Origin of the sequence: Neobacillus nitrireducens, assembly GCF_030915405.1 — a bacterium.
In the GTDB taxonomy this organism is placed as follows: Bacteria; Bacillota; Bacilli; order Bacillales; family Cytobacillaceae; genus Neobacillus.
On the sequence record NZ_CP133262.1, the window covers coordinates 3448640 to 3466007 of the forward strand.

The window sequence follows — 17368 nt, forward strand, 5'->3', positions numbered from 1 at the left end:
CGAGAAACAATAATAGTACATTGGTGTCAGGCACTACTTGTGGACACCTCTCCACAATAATGGTGTCAGGCACTACTTGCGGACACTCGTCCATATCAGGAGGACAAAAAACGAATGCTTTGAACACTCCTTTGTTATAATTATGGTATGTAAGTATTTATGACTAAGGGGTTGTTTGAATGGTTGGCAAAGTGCAAGTGGATGGTTGGAATGCGAGTTTGTATGATAAAGAGCATTCCTTTGTTTCTCATTTGGGAGGGGAATTAGTTCAATGGCTTGCACCGAAGCCAGGTGAAAAGATACTTGATCTTGGCTGTGGAACGGGGGATATTGCCAACCAACTGAGTAAGCAAGGCGTCGATATTACGGGGATGGATAAATCCGAAAATATGGTCGAGCAAGCACAAAAGAAGTACCCAGATATCACCTTCATCGTCGAGGATGCTGTCAATATGCGGTATAGTAACGAGTTTGATGCTGTTTTCTCTAATGCGACACTTCACTGGATTAAAACGCCAAGACAGGCGCTGCAGTCGATTTATCAGGCCTTAAAACCTGGAGGAAGATTTGTCGCTGAATTTGGCGGGAAAGGCAACGTCCAGACAATTATCGGCGCAATCATGAATCAATTAGGTGAGGTGGGAGTCCCGTATCAATCAGAGAAGTTCCCTTGGTACTATCCAAGCATTGGTGAATACACTTCCATAATGGAACAAGTGGGATTTCGCGTAACCCACGCCGAACACTTTGATCGGCCAACGCCTTTAAACGGAGAACTGGGACTGAAAAACTGGATCGAGATGTTTGCCACTGGCATGTTCGAAGGCGTAACAACCGAAACAAAAGAGGTAATCGTCACTCGTGTTGAAGATTCCCTAAGAACAGGATTATTCCGGAACGGTGAGTGGATTGCTGATTATAAGCGGATTCGTGTCCTGGGGATAAAAGAGTAATCACAGGGGGCCTAATGGGGCCCTTTTAATCTAAGCTTGTCTCAGGCGCTTACTGAAAAAATAATCAGAAATAACCGCCACACAGGACCCAGTGATATTATAAAAGTCAGAGTGGAGCCCCTACAAGGAAAAGTTAAATAAAGCGTTTCTGCGTGCATAGAACAGAAACGCCCTTAGAACATCAGTAGGGACAGGCCCATTGGTCCCGTTTTGGTTACTTATTATGACTTTTTTGAGCCTTTAAAGCTACTTTTTCAAATCCATTTCCTCGCTCTTCCGCAAATTCTAAATCTGCTTTGGGCAGAGCCGTATTATGTTTCTTTTTAAACTGGTTATTCTTATTTTTCGCCATTTTTCCACCACCCGCCTCGTTTTCCTTCATGGACGCTAACTAGACTGTTATCAGCACCCACGATGTTAGTTTGCTTTCTATTTCCTAGGGCTATGCTAGTTGATTTTTTTTTCAAAAAAAGAAGCCCGTTCTATTAAGAAGGGGCTTACTTGAATGTTAAAAATAGATTAATGAACACGGATAATTTCGTTCATATATTGGTCATGGTGAACTCTGGTATGCTTGGACTCAAGCCGTTCAAATTCCTCGACTTCATCAAATGACTCGCCAAACCACCAGTTTTTAAGTTCAAATAAAAAGTCTGTAAGCATCGTAATTTCCTCCCTGAATTGGGTGATTAGATTAGATTCTTTATATTCTTATTATACTTGTGAATCACTTCACATGAAAGCGATTACCTAATAGGCGGAATAGCAAAATTATACAGAAAAATGAAATAAGGCTGCCCCGAATCTCGCTCGTTCTAGCGGGAAAGGACAGCCTTTTTCTTTTTAAAAAAATAGCCTTTGAATGAACCAAATGGCGCCCATCGCAACAATGGCATATGAACCATAGGTGACGATTTTTCGGGAGCTTTTAAACTTGAACATATAGGACAATAATGGGAGCAGTAAAAGGACAAGTGAGAGTTGAACAGCCTCAATTCCCAAATTAAAATTCACCAAGGCGATAGCAAGGTGGCTTTTTGGAATCGACATTTCGCGTAAGATACTTGCAAATCCTAGTCCATGAATTAACCCGAATAGAAAGGTGATCGTCCAACGGTGGCGGATTTCCTTCCTGAAAATATTTTCTGCGGCCACATAGCAAATACTAAAGGCAATCACTGCCTCGACAAACCGTGAAGGCAGCGTAATCCAGCCTAATACGGCCAAACTTAGCGTGATACTATGAGCAATCGTAAACGATGTAACAATGGCTGCATATTGCTTAAACGTTTGCTTGCGAAGTAACAAGGCAAACAGAAATAATAGATGATCATAGCCGGTAAGGATATGAAGAGTTCCTAGTTTGAAAAATGAAAACCACGAAGAAGTCGGTGGTTTTTCAACAGGTTTAACCGCCTCAGGATGATCTTGCGCTGTACCAGTATCAGGTTGTGTGGTTTGGTCTTGTCCTTGCTCTTGCTGCACTTCCGTTAACAGAATCGTCCAGGTGCGTTCCTTCCCCTGTAAGACTGCCTCGCTCGTCTGGCCCATCAAGTCGGCGGAAATCAGGTCGACATAATTAGCCCCAGTATCATTAAAATAAAAGCCATCATTATAGACGATCGTGTCACCCGGCGAAAAGGCAGGATAGGTCATCGTTGTGGAAACAAATTCTTTATTTTCCTTTTTCACAAGCTTCATTTTCTCGACCATTGGTGTTACTTCTTTGTTGTTCCTGTCCAATGTCAAACCTTCAGTAATTAATTCCTCAAGATGATGCCGATCCTTTTCCAGTTCTGATTTTTCAAGGACCCAGTTTTTATTTCGATCAATATCAGGTAATAATTCGATAAGCGATAGAGAATCAAGTGTGAATACCACTTCCGTTTTCTTGTCATCCATTGTTATTTTTGTATAACTTGCACTATATGCGTGTGCATCGGCAATCATAGGGAAAGAGATGGATGCAATGAAAAATATAGAAAGAAAACTACATATCTGACTTCTAACGAAAAAACTCCCTATATGTTGAATTGTAGAGAAAAATGAAACCACAGACGAACCTCCTGAATGTTATTTTAAAATAGTGACTTAAATAGTCCGAGAGTGTTAAAAAAGGTGAAACCACCTTAATATAATCACATCTTATTAGTCTTTGTATACCCGTTGAAAGATAATTTAGTCTATTTAGAAATAATTATCTAAATATTACTATATTCATAGTGTTAAATATTTTGTAGAATAATAGAGTAATCGAAAACATTCAAAGGAGGCAAATATGTAAGCGTTTCCAGTTAATGTTTGCAAACGAAATTACTACAAAGGGTGGTAGATGAATGAAAGCAAGACAAAGGAAGTATAAGCGTTGGACAAGTACGATTATGGCAGCACTTCTCTTGATCAGTACTTTTTTGCCAAGTGGTCTAATTGGAAAGGCCCATGCAGAACAGGCTGATCATGTTGTTATCTCACAGTATTTTGGAGGGGGAGGTAATGCAGGGGCACCATATAATAAAGATTTTATTGAATTATATAATCCAACTGATCAAGATGTGGTACTTGATGGCTGGTCAGTCCAATATGCTTCCACATCAGGAACCTCATGGCAAGTTACGCCATTGGCAGGCACAATCAAAGCTCATGGATATTACTTGATTGCAGAAGGCGGCGGGGCCACTGGTGTGAATCTTCCAACACCAGATGCTTCTGGAGCATTAACAATGTCTGGAACAGGTGCAAAAATCGCCTTGTTCAAAGACAAAACGACGGCGGCCACTGGTGCTAAACCAGCTGATACCATTGATTTTGTTGGTATGGGCGGGGCAACTTCTTTCGAAGGTACTGCAGCTACCAAAGCACCATCAAATACAACAAGCGTTCAACGTCGTCCATACGCTAACGTGGACCCTGCTCCTGGCAAAGGAAATGCATGGGACACTGATGACAACGCAGCCGACTTCTATGTTGGTGCAGTTGCTACACCTAGAAACACTGCGAGCCCAGGGGAGACCCCAATGGTTCCTGTAACAAGCTTGCAGCCAAAGGGTATTAACGTCCAAGTTATCCAACAGAGTACGAATGTAACAGTAAAAGGGGCTGTAGATGCGGCGGCCGCAAATTCTGTTATTAATGTATATGAAAGCTCTACGAAGGGGACGGCTGTTGCGACGGGAAATGCAGCAGATGATGGAACTTTTTCCATCAATTTCACAACTGCTAAGACCTATACATCTTTATATATTGCGGCAAAACAAACAGATATGGATGAAAGTGCTGCGATCCAAATCGATGTAGCAAAAGCAAGTGCGTCAATTGCTCAAGCGAAATTAACTTATGCGGTCATTAATGGACAAGGTAATCTAAACGGTAATACGGGTGCCGCTGTTGCGAATTCAACGATTCGCATTTATCCAAATGGAACAGCGAATCCTTCCGAAAAGTTAAAAGAACTGAAATCAGGGACTGCGGGCGATTTTTCAACAACAATTGCAGATGCTCCTGATACGGTTTATCTAACACAAATTACAAGCTCGGCGAAGGGGATTATGTTAGAAAGTACTCCTGTCGCAGTGACAAAAGCTGATTTATCAGTTGTGACCAAGCTAAAAGATGTTCGCGCATCGGATGCAAATGGTAAAACCATCAACGTAAATAAATATTTTACCGTTGAAGGTGTAGCAACAGTAGATAATCAAATTTTAGGAACACAAAAGCAAAACTTCTATATTCAAGACGATACAGCAGGGATTAACATATTTAATTCTTCCTTAGTCACTCCATACAATGTGTTAAAAGGTGACAAATTAAGAATGACGGGTAAAGTCCTTGTTTATAATGGTTTAGCAGAATTTGAACCTGTATCAATTGAGAAGATTAGTGAAGGGAATCCAATCCCAAATCCAACACAATTGACGATTCTTGATTTAAATACGTTTGCAACAGCTGAGCCGCTGGAAGGAACGCTTGTCACGGTGACTGGTAAAGTTTCGGCAGTAGCCGCTTCAGGTGCAAACTATAATGTTACATTTGTCGATGCAAACAATAAAGGTACAACCATTCGGGTGATGGGTCCAACAGGAATCGTTCCTGATACAGACCTTGCCATTGGAAAAAGCTATACCGTAACAGGTGTATTAGGGCAATATTCTACCAATGCCAACCCGCAGAATGGATACCAAGTTTACCCGCGTGATCTTAGTGACATTCGGCCAATTCTTGGGATCACTCACACACCATTAACAAGTGTTTACAAAGAGGTAAATGTTGAATTTGCAGCCACTGCGGATGGTGCTGAATCCGTAACAACATACTACCGTCCAACGGGTTCGACAGAATACACTGTCTTACCAATGGCAAAAGGCAGCGAAGGCCGTTATACCGTTACGTTAGAAGCAGCAAACGTACCTCAAGATGGATTCGAGTATTATATTGAAGCAAAAGCAGGTATTCAAGTTCAATCAGCTGGTACGAAAGAGGCGCCATTAGCTGTAACATTAAAAGAAGATACAGATGCACCAACAATCAGTGGTGAGAAACCGCAAAATGAAACAAGAGTGGAAAGTCCACACCCTGAAATTACCGCTTTAATTAATGATCCAAGTGGAATTGAAGATGGTTCCGTCCAGATGTGGTTGGATGGCGACGAGCTTACCGCTCCTGCTGCTACCATCTCAAAGACACAGGTGAAATACACACCTGAAGAAGAACTAGCTCTAGGAGTTCACACAGTAAAAGTTACGGCAAAAGACGTAAAAGGGAACCAAGCCGTAAAAGAATGGACATTTGAAGTGGTTCCTCGTTTCTCTGGCGGTAACCATTACCGTGGAACAACACATAACCACACAAACATCTCTCATGATGGTGCTGGTACACCAGAAGCTGCGTTAATTGCAGGTCAAGCGCATAATTATGATTGGTTTGCCTTCTCCGACCATTCACATGATATCGATCCTGAAAAACTAGGAACAGATACCGTAACACGCAAAACTGCTGATGGAAAAGATGTGCCGGAACGTTCTGGTGGAGACCAGTGGCAGTTAACAAAAGACCTAGCTACTAAATATACAAAAAATGGTGAATATGTAGTATTCCCAGCATTTGAAATGACTTCCACCACTTGGGGCCATTCCAATATCTTTGGATCAGAAAACTTTATTGACAGAAATATCAATGGCAAGCAATACCAAGACTTAAGCCAATATTATGCATGGGTAATGACCTATGATGATATCGTGGGTCAATTTAACCACCCTGATATGTCTGCCAATGCCTTTAATAACTTTAAACCATACAATAGTGACGTTGATAAATTATTTACGATGCTAGAGGTTGGTAACGGTTCAGGACACTATGGCTATGCCAATGCTGAAACGAAATTCTACTCTGCTCTTGATTTAGGCTGGCATGTTGCCCCTACTTATGGGGAAGACAACCATGAAGGAACATGGGGAGAAGTAAATGCTCGTACCGTAATCGTTGCCGATGATCTTTCGGAAGCATCCCTTCTACATTCGATGCGTAATATGCGTGTCTACATGGAAGAGGATCCAAACTTCACGTTAGATGTGTTAGCAAACGGCTACTATATGGGTTCAACCGTTGATAGCAAAAAATTAAACTTTAAAATCTCTGGTAGTGACTTAGTAGCAGAAGCGAAGAATAGCACGAACTATAACTACCTTCCTACTACTTATAAGTCAGATGATAGAATTTCTAAAGTTGAATTAATTTCTAATGATGGAAAAGTAGTCGATTCCATTACACCAATGGAAAAAGACTTCGAATGGACACCAACCTATACAGTTACAGGTGGCCAGCAATGGTTCGTTGTCAAAGTAACACAAATGGACGGAGAAAGAATTTACTCCTCACCGATCTGGTCAAAAGAAGAATCAGTCGATGTTAAAGTAAATGGAATCGATATTGATGGTGACGTGATTGTAGGCGGCAACCCTGCGACATTAAAAGCAACTGTTGCGAACAACGGTACAGAAGTAGTCAAAAACTTAAAGGTAGACTTCTACTATGATGAAGTAAAGCCTGAGAATTTCATTGGCACAAATAATATTTCATCGATTTTAACAAAGAACTCTGCAACTGCGACAGCTACGTGGGCAAACCCAATTAAAGGCGACCACCAACTAATTGTCGTCGTCACATCCAATGAAGGTTTAGACCTTGGTGATGTGAAATATTCTTTACCTGTAAAAATCAAAGAACCACTAGGTGTGAAAGTATTAATCGATGCCAACCATGGAAACGAAAATACAAGCAGCGACAGTGGAACTTACAAAAATAACTTAACAGCGTTCACGCTTATGCTTCAAAAAGAGGGCTACACCGTAGCTGAAAATAAAGTAGCCCTTACGGACGAAGTGTTGGCAAATGTGAAGGTATTAGTTTTAACAAATGCAAGAATTGCACTAACTGCTGACGAAAATGCAGCCGTTGCGAAATTCGTGAAAAATGGCGGCTCGTTATTAATGGCAGGTAAGAGCAATAACAGTGCAGACCCTACGATTAATAACAGCTTATTAAGTGATATTGGTTCGGGTATTCGGATGGGGAATGATGGCGTATTTGACTTAAGTAAGAGCGGTAACTTCTGGAGCGATCCAACGGTTAGCCCTTATGCCGTCAGAGTTCATCCAGGACTTGTCACGAATCATATGACTGACCGAGTTTCTTTCATTGATTACTATAGCGGTGGAAGCTTGTCAGGAGTAAATAACGGCAAACTGACCGAATCTGGTAAGGTAGTTATTTTAGCAAAAGGAAATGAAACCACGTATCAAGGAAATATCCAAGGCGGCTACACCTATGATGCGGTTTCTGACTCTTCCGGAGGCTCAGAAATTCCATTAATCGCATCTGAAGAAATTGGTGACAATGGCCGAATCATTGTTTCAGGTATGAACATTTTTAACAACAAACAGATGGATGAATCGTATGAACCAAAAGGTAACGATGAATTTACCTTTAACGCAGTCAACTGGTTAGCCCATCGTGAAATGAAAGTGGCCAACATTGCCGATGTTCGTAAACTAGCCGATGACACCGATGTAGTCGTTGAAGGTACCGTTACAACTGGAGCAGGCGTCTTCTTTGATGCTTTCAACCTACAAGATGAGACTGGCGGTATTATGGCTTACCTTGAAGTTCCAGATGGTTCATTAAAAGCAGGCGACAAAGTACGTGTTTATGGTCATATTAAGCGATTTGATAATAATATTGAGTTAGAGTTTACTAGCTTTGCGAAGGATGTTATTAAACTTGGATCAGGCGATCCTGTCGTGCCGAAACAAGTAGCCACTGGGGAAGCAACATCAGCTGCCAACCAAGGTTTCCTTGTGAAGGTAAAGGGGAAAGTCGTATCTAAATTTGACGAAAACTCTTATGTTATCAACGATGGTTCTGGTGATGTGTTAGTGTTCACAGATGGATACATTGTGAACCAAAGCAATGTCCAAGTACCAGTTCTTAAAAAAGGCGACACATTAGAGGCTGTTGGTTTATCTGGTGCGTTTGCACAGGGTACGCGGATTCGTGTCAGAGATACAAGAGAACTAGTCGGGACAGCGGATACGACTGCTCCATCAGTGCCAGTAGTAAAGGGTGTAACAGATGTAGACCTTTCTATTGAAGGAACGACTGAAGCAGGTGCAAAAGTTGTTGCCCATGCCAATGGACAAGAAATTGGTTCTGCAACAGCAGATCAAGAGGGTAAATTCACGATTTCAATCGCTAAGCAAGCAGCAGGCGTGAAGATCACTGTAACGGCTACGGATGAAGCGGGGAACGTTAGTGACGCAGCTGAAGTAATCGTAAGTGACGTAACTGCACCAGCTGCACCGGTTGTAAGTAGTGGTGTGAACGACAATGATTTAGTCATCAACGGTACAGCAGAAGCTGGAGCATCTATTAATGCGCAGGTCAACGGTCAGGAAATTGGCAAAGCAACTGCTGATGCTGAAGGTAACTATACAATGACTATTGCTAAACAAGCAGCAGGAGCGAAGATTACTGTAACGGCTACTGACAAAGCGGGTAATGTAAGTTTTGCAACTGAAGTAACAGTTCAAGACGAAAAGGTTACTACCGTGAGTGTATCAACAGTTAAGCCTGGTCCACAGGTCTTTAAGGAGCCAATTCAGTTTACTGCTGCCTCTGAAGGAAGCAGGACTCCAGAATATCGCTTCTATGTCCTTGATAAAAAGGGAGACCTCATGGTATTGCAAGATTATGGTGTTAGCAATACGTTGACATGGACAGCAAAAAAACCAGGCACCTATACTATATTTGTGGAATCAAAGGACAAATATAATTTCGGATTATCCTCATATTATTATGAAGCACGGACGGAATTAACCTTTGATGTGGTAGCAGGTAAAGCGAATACGCAGAGATAGAATTTTTACAAAAAGAAAAAGGTGGGGAGAGTCTAATCTGGTACCCGTGTCAAGGACACATGAAAAAAAGAGTTATGATACTAAAAGATGATTCCTATATTGAATAGGGGTCATCTTTTCTAAATTCCATTGATAACGATAATTGTTATAGTAAACCATGTAATGATTTATTTTTGCCTTTAGTTCGTCTAATGTTTTACATGATTGATAGTCTACCTCATCCTTTAAATGACCAAAGAAAGATTCCATTGGGGCATTATCCCAACAATTGCCTCGCCTAGACATAGATTGACCTAAACCATTTTTCTTCAACAGATTCTGATATTTTGGGCTGGTATAATGGCTTCCTTGATCCGAATGGATAAATGCCTCTGAATGTAAACTAATTTTCTTATTCTTCATTAATTTATCAATGGTTTTTGTTGCGATATCTAACGTGATGCGATCCGAAACATGATATGCTAAAAGTTCATTGGTGGAGGCATCTTTTATGGCCGACAAATAAGCCATATCCCCGTTATATGGTAAGTAGGTAATATCGGTTAGTAATACCTTTCCTGGAATTCCTTGCTTAAATTCTCTGTTTAATTTATTTGGAACGACCTGATGTTCTTTAGTTGCCTTTGCTATTTTTTTATAAGGATTTGCCTTTCTATGGGGGCAAATGATTTCATACTTGTTCATAATTCTTTGGATCTTTTTTCTGCTAATTTTATGGTCGTATTCATTATTCAATATCATTTTGATGGAACGTGAACCCTTCTTATATCCGCGTCGATTAAACGCTTTCATTATTATTTCCTTCGCTTCTAAGTCCTTTTGCTCTCTTTCAAATCGGCTTTCGGCTGCTTTTTGATAGCTGTAATATCCAGAACGAGACACCCCTAAAAGCTTACAAAAATACTTTGTCATCTGTTTAAACTGATTTTGATCTATAGTCTCATAAATCAGCTGGAATATCTTACTCGTCTCTAGGTTTTGACTTTTCTTTAGCAGCCTCCTTTCTGTCATTTCTAGCTTTTTTAACAGCTCCACCTGTCCTTCCAGCAACTTAATTCGTGCTTCCTGCCTCTCTATAATCTCTTCTTGAGTCAGTTCTCGTTTTAAAGGCCTACCTGGGGTTGTTTTCCGTCCGTCTGAGAGTCCAATTAACCCATTTTTTTCATAAGCTTTTTTCCACCTAAATGCAGATTGTTCGATCCGCTTCATACCTAAAATGCTCATATCAAAGCCGTTTTCCTCAAAGATTTGTCTAGGGAGTTTACCTACCCCGTATTCATCTATAAATTTATTTTTAAATTCATCTGTATATGTAATTGATAAGCTGCTGACCCGTTGTACATTTGGGTTCTTTTGAAGTATTTTTATTTCTTTAGTTGAAAATGTAATTTTGCTCATAGTCGTTCCCCTAATCCCCATGTCTTAAGATTTTAGTATATAAAAAAATACCTAGAGATGAAACACTCTTTTTCAAGTGTCCTATCTCTAGGTACCATATTACCCGAAATATGACTCTTTCCACCTTTTTTAGTTTGCTTTTCGGGGAACCACGTCAGCCCAGATAGACCAAATCCTTCAGTTCATCCGTCGATAACTCGGTAATCCAGTTCTCACTTTGGATAATCTGGTCATTCAAGAATTGCTTTTTCTCGAGCATCGCATCGATTTTCTCCTCAAGCGTACCTGTGCAAATCATCTTATGAACGTGAACGAAGCGGGATTGGCCGATCCGGTAGGCGCGGTCCGTCGCCTGGTTCTCAACGGCCGGATTCCACCAGCGGTCGTAGTGGATTACGTGGTTAGCGGCTGTCAGATTCAGCCCCGTTCCGCCAGCTTTCAAGGACAGCAAGAACACCGGGAACTCCTGATTCTGGAACCGCTCAATCATCTCGTCACGCTTCACTTTCGGCACACTTCCATTGAGAAATGGCACCTCAATGCCAAATTTCTTCTTCAACGTGCTTTTGATCATTTCGCCCATTTCGATATATTGGGTGAAAATCAGACAGCTTTCACCCTGTTCCAAAACCGCGTCGACCAATTCGACCAGTTTCTCCAACTTATTTGAACGTTCCAGAAGTTGGCGGGTGGCTGACTTTTCCTTCAGATAAAGAGCCGGATGGTTGCACAACTGCTTCAAACGGCTAAGCATTTGTAAAATTAATCCCTTACGCTCAAAGCCGGACAGTTTTTCAATTTCCGCAAACGTATCATGGATGAGCTGCTCATACAACGAGGCCTGTTCAGCGGTAAGCGGGCAATATTCCTTTTGCTCGAGCTTATCAGGGAGATTCAAGGCAACCTCTTCATCCTTTTTCGTGCGGCGCAGTAAAAACGGCCGGATCAATGATTGAAGCTGCTGCACTTTGTCCTTCTTTTCATCCTTTTCAATCGGAATCACGAACTTTTTCTGAAAATGGCCCAAACTGCCGAGATAGCCGTGATTGGTAAAATCAAAAATAGACCACAGCTCTGAAAGGCGGTTTTCCATCGGGGTTCCGGTTAGCGCGATATGGTGGCGGCCGCGCAGTTTTCTCACCGCCTTTGATTGCTTCGTCTGCGCATTTTTAATGTTTTGCGCTTCATCAATCGCAATCGAGCTCCAAATCAGCGACTCGAACTCCGCGAGGTCAATGTGGCTCAGGCCATACGAAGTTAATACGATATCAGCTTCCTTGGCCTTGGCGGCAAAAGCTTCCTCTTTGAGACGGTTCGACCCATAATGCAAATACACCTTCAGCTCCGGTGCAAAACGCTCCAGCTCCTTCTGCCAGTTTCCAAGCACAGAAGTCGGGCAAATAATCAGCGCCGCCTTCGTTGGAACCTTAGCGGCAGACTTGGCATCTTCATCCTTCTTGGAGCGCTTTTTCACCTTATTTTGAGTGTCATTTCCAGTCTCGGTGTCAGGCACCACAGTCAACTCATCGCCGACGACTTCTTTCACCTTTAATAGATAGGAGATTAGCTGGACGGTTTTCCCGAGGCCCATATCATCGGCGAGGCAGGCACCAAATCCGTATTGGCGCAAGAACCAAAGCCAGCTCATCCCCAGCTGCTGGTATGGTCGGAGCTCGCCTTGCAGTCCTTGTGGCACGTCCTCAAGCGGAATTTCGTGCACTTCTGACAGCTGCTTGATCATTTGCTTCCATTGACGGTTCAACTCGATTTGAATCTTCGCAAATGCCTTCGGGTTCTCCAGTTCATCCTCAGGTGCATCCTCCTCAATTAGCTCCTGCTCAAGCAAATCGCGAACATGCAAGCCTTCTTTTTCGGCACGTTTCATCATATCTTGAATCTGTCGAATAAACTGCGGATCCAGCTTCACCCAGCGGCCGCGAATAAAAACAAGCCGTCTTTTTTCCTCGACAAGTTTCCCGAACTCATCCTCGGACAAGTCGACACCATTCATTGAAAAGCGCCAGTTAAAATCAAGCATCGCCTGAAGTCCGACGAAGGATGGGCGGTGACTCGAAGTCCCCTTCAGCGACGCCTTTACCTTCAAATTGGCATTCTTCATCGCCTGCCACCAAGAAGGGAGAAGAATTTCGACATCCAACGCCACCAAGGTCTCACTCGCCTCCGTCAGAAACATCCACGCTTCTTCCTCGCTAAGATGCGTCTTGAAGGAACCATCTTCGCCCAACCACGGAATCAATCGCACCCAGCGCCCGCGCTCACGGTCGACCTTTTCTAAAAAGGGACGCCACTTCGCCGGTATCTTGGCGGAGCCATCGACATCATAGACCTCATCGATATTTTTCTTTCCTCGTAAAAATAAATCCAGACTCCACGCGCCTTCGCCATCAAGCGGCTCATCGAGACGGAGCCCGATTGTAAACGGCGTGTCACTTTCTTTAATCCCGACCCATTCCAACCAGCTTTCCTCATCAAAATAGCGTGCGAGTTCGCCGCCCGAGATATTTTGCTTGCGGAGCAGATCGAGCTTCGGCCCGAACAACTCCTTCATCGCTGAATTCCGCGTAAGGTAGCCATCGAGGGCCTCGTTGTAGAGGTCGGAGATATAAGTCTTAGTCGTCCCTAGATGGGGGTCTATCGGCACATCAATTGGACCTTCGCTGGGTTCTTCGGAATCCTCAATTTGTTGTTCCCAAAACGAGGGGTCAAACTCTTCCTTCACACGCTCTGGAAGCTTCCATCGGAAATCGCCATGCTCCCAGACCGAAAAGTCCGGCAGCCAATCTTTTTCCAAGATGCCTTCATATAGTGAATGGGCGGCTGCTAAGCAAATCTCAGATTGCTCATTCCAATCCCATTCGATGTAGCGATTAAACGACTCCTTGGCAAAGAGAGATACGAGATGCCAGCTGCTTAGCGCAACACCTTCCACGTCATTGACAGTCTCCGTTTCAAGGAGCGTGCCAAAGAAGCTTTCTTCATGACTGCTGAAAACGAGATTCTTCCACTGAACCGGGTTCATCGTGCGTCCTTTTTCATTCTCAGCCGTAAGAAGAAAGCGGCCGTCCCCTAATTTAGTTGTCATCAATTTCAAAAACCTTGTTTTAAGCATCGATACAAAAACTCCTTTGTTGGGGGAGAGAACATAATAGGCTAAAAACTAGCTGATAATTTCCAATAAATGTCTAATTGAACAAAACCCCATGAAAAATGAACAAAACCTATAAAAAATTGAACAAAAGTCCCCTGAAATTGAACAAAACCATATAAAAAATGAACAAAACTGCTCAAAAAATAAACAAAACAAAAACCAAAGATAAAACTACAAACCCCAGAACCACAATATGTAATTAGAAACATCCAATATCATATAAATGTCCACCCCGTGCAGACAAAATGCACTAAATTGTCCACGACCGGTGCCTGACACCACAAACGACACTATGAATATCACCAAAATGACATATAATTGATAAATTAAATGACTCCATAAAAATCCATATCCTCTATTATACCCAAAAATTCAAGGCGAGGCTTGAATTATCTTGAAACAACAGGTATCTATGGTTTAAATGATAATCCCTCTTCCTCCAAAGCCTTCCGAAGTTTGGGCAAAGAACTGGGGCCCATCCCGTGAAATTGCAAAATCTCTTTCTCTGTAAAATTGGATAGCTGTTGCAAAGTGGTTACCCGATTGTTTTCTAGTGCCCGTCTTGCTGGGGCTGAGAGTACAGATAGAAATCCATGTGCAGGCTTGCGTTCTTGTTCACAAGTTGGGCAGGTTGGACAGTCGCTGCTTTTATAATATTGGTGACCTTGCTTGCAAGTTCTTAAATTTTTTTCAGAAGCGGTCATGCTAAAATGTCTCCTTTTGTGATGAATTATCGGTTGGGCCATACAAACGGCCCCGTAGGAACTGTTGCCAAAATAAAAACAAAAGGTGCCTGAACCACCGGCACCTTTAAAAACCATCAACCTTCAATCAGCTTACTCCGTTTACACTCCTCATGAAACGCCCGCAGCCGCTTCGTCCGCTCCATCAACGTGTCCAAGAAATATTCCCAATCATCGACCCGTTTCAGCTTCTTATAAAGCGTCCGCAGCTTCTTCAAATGGCGCACTGCCATCCGGTAGCTCGCCCGGTTCTTCTGATCAATTTCTTTCTGGGCCGTCTGATGAAGCATCCCGAGCAGCACCTCAGGCCGCTCCTTTTCAATCAGCTTCAACCGTTCTTTTGGCAGCTCGTAATAATCAAAGCCGACAAATGCCTGGAGCTCACCCCAGCGATCATACTGCTTCCGCTCAAACAACACATACTCGTAATCCACAAAGCTATACGGCAGCATCGAAAGCAGGGCCCGCTCATACAAATCCCCCCGGTCACTCTCCGCGCAATAAGGCGCCACCGTCCGCAGCGCATTCCGCACAAACGTTGCACAGCTATGATAACCGCCAAGCCACTCCAAATATCCCTTCACCTTTTGCAAAAATAACTCAACTACCGGACCGACACGTTTCCAATCCTTCAGCCCCGACAAATACTCAATCCAATACACCAAATAGGGCGTAATCTCCTCATCATTAAACGGAGCCGTCAGCTTCAACGCCGCCTCATCATCCCCAAGCAAGAAGTTCAAATGAATCCCGGCTAAGAGCAGTGGAGCAGGGCTCTCCCAATCCTGCAGCCCCTTCAGTCGCGTCTGAATCTTCACCAGCTCTTCCTCACGCCACGCCTTCTTTTTGAAAAAATGAATCCACAACAGCCGGTACAAGAAAATCCGCTCATATGCTAGCCCCTGTGTACATGTCAGCAACTCAAACGTATCCTCACGAAGCTTTTCGACAAATTCATCAAAATCAAACGGCAGCGACTGTACGCCAATTTTCAGCGAAAGCTCCTCGGCATCATCCATCAAATTATGGAACAAATGCAAATAAGCCCGCTTCACCATATCCTCCTCATGGCCAAGGTCGTCACTCAGCCGCGCCAGCTTCCGAAACGACACGACAATCCCGACCAATTCATACAACAAGCGCCATTCCTGTTCGACCGGCGCACTTGCATGAATCCGGCGTTCATAAATCCCAAACAGCTCAGGAATCACATACGGACTCGTATACTTCTTCGTCGCCAAGAGTGTATCAAAACTCACCTCAAACGAATGAACCCAGCGGCCATAATCCGGCTTCGACACCCCATTCGCCTTAATCAGATCCTTCGCCGTCTGTAGCCCCCAGCCAGATATCGACTTCGACTCACGCACCGGTTCCCGCCAACCCGTCACCCAATCGGCCACACTGCCGACCCGAGCATACGCACCAAAAAACACCGCCATCTGATGACGGCAAAATCCCTCCGTCGGGCATGAACACTTACTCTGCGACAAAAACTCAAAATTCAACTTCACATAACACGGCGTCACATCCTGTACCGTCGCCGTAATCTGCTCATTCCATATCTGTATCTGCTTCACCAGCCCTTGCCGGTACAACATCAAACCCTTCTGAACCAGCCGCGCATCCTCCGTCACCGTCGGGTGCAGCAGCTCCCGCACCTGATCCCCAAAAAGCTCAATCCGTTCACTTGCAGGCGTCAACTCCAAAGCCACAACCCCCTCAAAAAAATCCATATCCTCTATTATACCCAAAATCGCGGTGTCAGGCACCATGTGAAATCTTCACATGTTGTCTGACACCGAACCTCGAGGGAGGTTTTTATTAAAAAGGTAACTTAAGAAGGGGTTGATGTTGGAATTAGGCAGGCTTGCTGAGAAATGTGGGTTTTGGCGGAATAGTTGCTGAAGTTGGCGGAATCCCTCCATAGTTTGGCGGAATCAATCTGGAAATTGGCGGAATCATGCTATGGTTTGGCGGAATCTTCATCCAAATCGGCGGAATCCACCCCCACTTCAGTAAGCTAACCACCCAAAGAAAAAAGCCACCCCGCACGAATTCACGGGGTTGGCTCGATCTTCACACCATCATTTTTTGACAAACTAGAAATATATTCAAATAAACTCGTAAGATAGCTAGTAAGCTCAAAACCTTCTTCACTCGCAAACTCCGACAATGACAACTGACTTTCCTTCATTCGGATACCCCCTCGATTACGACTATCCTCATTATCGCCAAACTACCATTCTTCTATACATACAATCTCAGGAAAAATGACCTGATCCAGGCTTGAATGCCTGAATACTTAGTTAGTTGGAGGGGGAAGGAAGTAAATCCGCCGGGCCTAGAGGATTCTCCCTATCAGTAATACCGAAATCTAGGACCAATCTTTCTTAAAATAGGTATCTTAAAAGGGGTTTGGCGGAATTGTAGCTGAAGTTGGCGGAATCCCTCCGTAGTTTGGCGGAATAAATCTAGAAATCGGCGGAATCCTGCCACTAGCTGGCGGAAATCGCCACTAAAATGGCGGAATCCCTTTAGAAAGTTCGCCATTGTGATTTAGTCAGACACCAGTATTTTCGTATATTTCTAAAAAATCAACGAAAATTGCGACAGAAAATGACGAGAAATGTCGAACAATACATAGGGGAGGTAAATGGTCATGGGCCGCATTAAGTGTTAATCATGATCTTCTAC

The 17368-nt window shown here is 43.3% G+C and carries 10 protein-coding genes; 2 read left to right on the forward strand and 8 right to left on the reverse strand.

Translation table 11 applies throughout. The features are described from left to right. Positions 1 to 179: 179 nt before the first annotated feature. Positions 180 to 953, forward strand: a complete 774-nt coding sequence (locus RCG22_RS16725; RefSeq protein WP_308103840.1) for a class I SAM-dependent methyltransferase — start codon at positions 180 to 182, stop codon at positions 951 to 953. Between the two features lie 214 nt (positions 954 to 1167). Here the strand turns inward: RCG22_RS16725 and RCG22_RS16730 are convergent, their stop codons facing one another. From RCG22_RS16730 to RCG22_RS16740, 3 genes are all read right to left on the reverse strand, one after another. Then, positions 1168 to 1305 (reverse strand): hypothetical protein, encoded by a 138-nt coding sequence (locus tag RCG22_RS16730; protein WP_176525659.1) that lies wholly within the window; start codon positions 1303 to 1305, stop codon positions 1168 to 1170. 167 nt (positions 1306 to 1472) lie between these two features. Further along, the gene (locus RCG22_RS16735; RefSeq protein WP_308103841.1) at positions 1473 to 1616 is read right to left on the reverse strand and encodes a hypothetical protein; all 144 of its coding nucleotides are present in this window, start codon (positions 1614 to 1616) and stop codon (positions 1473 to 1475) included. A 180-nt stretch (positions 1617 to 1796) separates the two neighbouring features. Continuing rightward, the gene (locus RCG22_RS16740; protein ID WP_308103842.1) at positions 1797 to 3008 is read right to left on the reverse strand and encodes a HupE/UreJ family protein; all 1212 of its coding nucleotides are present in this window, start codon (positions 3006 to 3008) and stop codon (positions 1797 to 1799) included. A gap of 281 nt (positions 3009 to 3289) precedes the next feature. Here RCG22_RS16740 and RCG22_RS16745 point away from each other — a divergent pair, with 281 nt between their 5' ends. Next, positions 3290 to 9361, forward strand: coding sequence for an Ig-like domain-containing protein (locus RCG22_RS16745; RefSeq protein WP_308103843.1), 6072 nt, complete (start codon positions 3290 to 3292; stop codon positions 9359 to 9361). A 72-nt stretch (positions 9362 to 9433) separates the two neighbouring features. Here RCG22_RS16745 and RCG22_RS16750 read toward each other — a convergent pair whose 3' ends face one another. From RCG22_RS16750 to RCG22_RS16770, 5 genes are all read right to left on the reverse strand, one after another. After that, positions 9434 to 10759 (reverse strand): IS3 family transposase, encoded by a 1326-nt coding sequence (locus tag RCG22_RS16750; protein WP_308103844.1) that lies wholly within the window; start codon positions 10757 to 10759, stop codon positions 9434 to 9436. A gap of 154 nt (positions 10760 to 10913) precedes the next feature. After that, positions 10914 to 13889, reverse strand: coding sequence for a DEAD/DEAH box helicase (locus RCG22_RS16755; protein WP_308103845.1), 2976 nt, complete (start codon positions 13887 to 13889; stop codon positions 10914 to 10916). 449 nt (positions 13890 to 14338) lie between these two features. After that, positions 14339 to 14632, reverse strand: a complete 294-nt coding sequence (locus RCG22_RS16760) for an RNA polymerase alpha subunit C-terminal domain-containing protein (RefSeq protein WP_308103846.1) — start codon at positions 14630 to 14632, stop codon at positions 14339 to 14341. Between the two features lie 116 nt (positions 14633 to 14748). Further along, a complete protein-coding gene (locus tag RCG22_RS16765; RefSeq protein ID WP_308103847.1) occupies positions 14749 to 16380 on the reverse strand; it encodes an SWIM zinc finger family protein in 1632 nt (543 codons plus the stop codon). A gap of 350 nt (positions 16381 to 16730) precedes the next feature. After that, a complete protein-coding gene (locus RCG22_RS16770) occupies positions 16731 to 16868 on the reverse strand; it encodes a hypothetical protein (RefSeq protein ID WP_308103848.1) in 138 nt (45 codons plus the stop codon). Positions 16869 to 17368: the final 500 nt, after the last annotated feature.